Annotated in this window: 2 protein-coding genes and 1 pseudogene; 1 reads left to right on the top strand and 2 read right to left on the bottom strand. The window is 69.6% G+C overall.

Annotated features, from left to right (window positions below):
- Nucleotides 1-91 precede the first annotated feature (91 nt).
- A pseudogene (locus ABZV34_RS37215) lies at nucleotides 92-1,591 on the top strand (coagulation factor 5/8 type domain-containing protein); the annotation flags it as partial.
- Nucleotides 1,592-1,613: 22 nt separating this feature from the next.
- On the opposite strand, the gene ABZV34_RS37220 reads toward ABZV34_RS37215, so the two are convergent.
- Both ABZV34_RS37220 and ABZV34_RS37225 read right to left on the bottom strand, forming a co-directional pair.
- Nucleotides 1,614-2,885: an SGNH/GDSL hydrolase family protein gene (locus ABZV34_RS37220; protein WP_356287026.1), complete on the bottom strand. Its 1,272-nt coding sequence runs from the start codon at nucleotides 2,883-2,885 to the stop codon at nucleotides 1,614-1,616.
- Nucleotides 2,882-4,626 (bottom strand): glycoside hydrolase family 95-like protein (locus ABZV34_RS37225; RefSeq protein ID WP_356287029.1); only part of this gene is annotated, 1,745 nt, incomplete at its 5' end. The genes ABZV34_RS37225 and ABZV34_RS37220, both read right to left, overlap by 4 nt.

Here is a 4,626-nt window from a genome sequence, read left to right on the forward strand (position 1 = left end):
GTGAGCTTCTCGACGGTCCGGATCGTGCAGGCCGAACCGCCCACCTCGAAGGCGGAGTTGAACGCCGCGAACACCGGCCCGCTGCGGGTGCACCTACAACGGGCTCAACGCCCAGCTCGGCTTCTACACCTCGATCGCGGGCCTCGGGCTGTCCCCGGACGACACCACCATCAACGGCGACGTGACCGTCGACGCGGGCTGGTTCAACGGCAACGCGACCCAGAACTTCTGGCGCTCGGCGGAGAACCTCGCCCTGAGTCCGGTCAACGGCACCAACCGGTGGGCGGTCGCGCAGGCCGCCCCCTTCCGCCGGATGCATGTCAAGGGCGGCCTCAATCTGGCGCCCAGCGGCTACGGCTGGGCCAGCGGCGGCTATATCGCCGACAGCCGCGTCGACGGCTCGGTCGGACCGTACTCGCAGCAGCAGTGGTACACCCGCGACAGTTCGGTGGGCGGCTGGGCCAACGCCGTCTGGAACATGGTGTTCTCCGGCGTCCAGGGCGCACCCGCGCAGTCCTTCCCGAACCCGCCCTACACCACGCTCGACACCACACCGGTGTCGCGGGAGAAGCCCTTCCTCTACCTGAGCGGCAGCGAGTACCGCGTCTTCCTGCCGGAGAAGCGCACCAACGCGCGCGGCACCACCTGGGGCAGTGGAACCCCGCGCGGCACGTCGCTGCCGCTCAGCCAGTTCTACGTCGCCAAACCCGGTGTCTCCGCCGCCACCCTGAACGCCGCGCTCACCCAGGGCCTCCATCTGCTGCTGACGCCGGGCATCTACCACCTCGACCAGCCGGTCCAGGTCAACCGCGCGGGCACCGTGGTCCTGGGCCTCGGGTACGCCACCCTGATCCCGGACAACGGCGTCACCGCGCTCAGGACGGCGGACGTCGACGGGGTGCGGCTGGCCGGCTTCCTGATCGACGCCGGACCCGTCAACTCCACCACGCTCCTGGAGGTCGGTCCGGCCGGAGCCTCCGCGGACCACTCCGCCAACCCGACCACCGTGCAGGACGTCTTCGTACGGATCGGCGGCGCGGGCGCCGGCAAGGCCACCACCAGCATGGTCATCAACAGCCGTCACACGATCATCGACCACACCTGGGTCTGGCGCGCCGACCACGGCACCGGCGTCGGCTGGGAGACCAACCGGGCTGACTACGGCATCCGCGTCAACGGCGCCGACGTCCTGGCCACCGGCCTGTTCGTCGAGCACTTCAACAAGTACGACGTCCAGTGGTACGGCGAGCGTGGGCGCACCATCTTCTTCCAGAACGAGAAGGCGTACGACGCGCCGAACCAGGCCGCCATCCAGAACGGCGGGATCAAGGGGTACGCGGCCTACAAGGTCGCCGACTCCGTGACCACGCACGAGGGATGGGGCCTGGGCAGCTACTGCTACTACAACGTCGATCCGGCGATCGTCCAGCACCACGGGTTCGCGGCACCGAACAAACCGGGGGTGAAGTTCCACAACCTCCTGGTCGTCTCACTGGGCGGCAACGGGCAGTACGAGCGGGTCGTCAACGACGCCGGGGCGCCCACCTCGGGGACCTCCACCGTGCCGTCCACGGTGGTCTCCTACCCCTGACCGTGCCCCGGGGGTCCCGCTCTCAGCAGGCGGTCAGGCTCCCGAGGTCCACCGCGTCGGCCATCGCCTGCATCCCCTTGTCGTTGGGGTGCAGGTGATCGCCGCCGTCGAAGAAGGGCAGGATGCGCTGCGGGTCGTAGGGGCTGCGGGTGATCCTGTCGAAGTCCGTCACGCCGTCGAGCGCGCCGCTCGTCCTGATCCACTCGTTGACGCCCTGCCGCACCGCCTCGGATGCGGCGTCGTACTCGGACCAGTCCTTGAACGGCATGACGGTCGCTCCGACGACACACTTGCCCGCCGCGTGCGCCCGGTCGATGATCTGCCGGTAGCCGGCGATCATGTCGTCCACCGTGACGCCGGTGTGGGCCTTGATGTCGTTGATCCCTTCGAACAGGAACACCGTCCGCACCCCGGGCTGGGAGAGCACATCACGGTCCAGCCGGTTCAGCGCGGCCTGTCCGGCACCGTCCGCGAGCACCTTGTTGCCCGAGATCCCCTCGTTCGCCACTCCCTTCACGGGGATGCCGGGCGCCGCCTGCAGCCGCTGGGACAGATAGTCGGGCCAGCGGCGGTCGCCGTCCGTGGTCGAGGCCCATCCGTCGGTGATGGAGTCCCCGAGGGTCACCACCGAGCCGACCGCCGTGGGTGCCTCCACGTCGACGGCGTCCAGCCAGTACCAGGAGCCCATCGGATCGGTCCAGCCGGCCGCGCCCTCCTCGGCGGCGTGGTCGCCCGCGGTCGCGTAGTTGGTCTGCATGGCCATGCCGTGACCGGTGGTCGGTCCCTGGGCGCCCGTCACGTACAGACTGATCACCAGATCGCTCCGGGCGGCCAGCTTCCCGGGCAGCGGATCGCTCAGCACCACCTGTCCGGCAGGGACGGTCACGGACGGGGCTCCGCCGTTGAAGGAGAGCCGCCGGTTGGAGCCGTGGACCAGTTCCGCACCCTGTCTGCGCAGCCCTGCGTACGCGCTGGCGAAGGTCACCGGGTGCTCACCGAAGGCGTTGGACAGCCGGATCCGCAGGTCGGTGCCGCCGACGCTGGTGCGCACGATCAGGCGGTAGCTGCGGTCGGCGGGCCCCGCGCCCTGCCGGTCGGCGCTGGCACCCCAGGTGACGACGGGGTGTCTGCCCTTGGCGGCGGCCGGATTCGCCACCGTCGCCGGGACCTTCGCCGACGGCTGGGTCACCTGCTGCGCCTGCGCCGTCGACGAAGCGGTCAGGGGTCCGCACAAGGCCATGACGAGGGCCGCGAAGACGCCCACCGCGCGGCGGCGGTACGAGGCGGCGCTCATCCGAGGTTCCGGAGCGTGACGGACTCGCCCGGCGTGAGCGTGATCTTCCGTGCGCTGCCACCCGCGACGACCGTGGTGGCACGGCCGCCGACGCTCTTCAGCGTCGCCCGCGTGACCTTGCCGTTCTTCCAGCTGAGGTCGGCGACGAAGCCTCCGCGGACACCCACACCGGTCACCGAGCCGGATGCCGACCAGGCGGCGGGCAGCGCGGGCAGCAGCTCGACGTGGCCGGGGCGCGAGTAGACCAGCATCTCCACGATCGCGGCCGGGGTGCCGAAGTTCGCGTCGATCTGGAAGATGCCGCGGCCCTGCTCGACCTCGTAGATGTCGAAGAGGTTCATCGCGCTGCCGTTGCTGCCGCCCGACGACGGCTTGAGGTTGTTGACGACGAGCTGGTACGCCTTCTCCGCGTCCTTGAGCCGCGCCCAGCACAGACTGCGCCAGGCGTTGGCCCAGCCGAAGCTGTTCATACCGCGTGCGGTGAGGAGGGCGGTCGCGCCGGCGACGATCTCCTTCGGCGTGGAGTCGTCGGGTCGGATCCGGTCGCCGGGGAAGAGCCCGATGAGCGGGGAGAGATGCCGGTGTGTGGTCTCGCCGAGGTTGTCGGGCGACATCCACTCCTCCAGCCAGCCGGTCGTGGGACTGACCACGGGGAGGTACAGGCGCTCACGGAGACCGTCGACGGTCCTGCTGTAGGCGGCGTCCCTGGCGAGCACTCCGGTCGCGGTGCGGAAGTTGCCGAAGAGGTTCCACACGAGTTCCTGGGCGTAGGTGATGCCCTTGGCGTCCAGCGGACCCTGCTCGGGCGACCAGTCGCTGTCGGCGACCAGAACCTCACGCGAGGCGCCGGACGCGTCGGTGACGGTCGTGGTGACGAGACGGGCCTCCCAGAACTCCACGGCGCCCTTGAGGAGCGGGTAGATTTTCTTCAGGTAGGTACGGTCCTGAGTATACTCGTAGTGCTCGAACAGGCTCTGGCAGAGCCAGGCGTTGCCCGCCGGATGCCACCACCAGCCGCCCCCGCCGTACGGGTTGGTGGAGATCGCCACGGTCCAGCCGGCGATCTTCCCGCTGGAGTTCCGGTACCGGTTGGCCGGGTCGTTGAACAGCCGCTGGGTGGCGTCCGTCCACGAGGACAACTGCGCGAGGCAGTAGTCCGTGAGGGCGTCGAAGCAGTCGGACAGACCCGCCCGGTCGGCCATCCAGTAGTTCATCTGGATGTTGATGTCGGTGTGGTAGTCGGCCATCCAGTCCGGGTCGTTGCCGTCCAGCCAGGGGCCCTGAAGGCCCATCGGCAGACTGCCCCGCGATCCTGAGATCATCAGGTAGCGGCCGAACTGCAGGTAGGCGGCCTCGAGTTCCGGGTCCGGGACGTCGTCCCGGTGGCGTGCCTGTATCCGCTCCCAGGTGTCCAGTTCGCGCTGCGCGGCGGACGACGTACCCAGGTTGATGTCCAGCTGTCCGAACACGTCCCGGAAGTCGGCGACATGGGTGTGGAGCAGGGTGCTCGCCGAGTGGCCCGCCGCGTTCAGGACCTTGGTCCTGGCGAGACGCTCCGGGACCAGGGACGGGTCACGGAACTTCTTCGCCGCGTCGGGCGCGTAGTCGGTGCCGCCGCTGACGACGACCGTGAGGTCCTCGCAGCCGTGGAAGGTGATCGACGTACCGTCGACGCGGACCCTGCCCGTGCCGCTGTACGCGGTGACGGCGGCGCCGTACTTGAGGCCGTTGCCGAGGGAGG

The sequence above is a fragment of the Streptomyces sp. NPDC005195 genome (assembly GCF_040608315.1).
Lineage (GTDB): Bacteria > Actinomycetota > Actinomycetes > Streptomycetales > Streptomycetaceae > Streptomyces > Streptomyces kaempferi.

Bases quoted from the DNA above. Each gene is read 5' to 3' on its own strand.
- ABZV34_RS37220 (WP_356287026.1), bottom strand. From the start codon at position 2,885: ATGAGCGCCGCCTCGTACCGCCGCCGCGCGGTGGGCGTCTTCGCGGCC.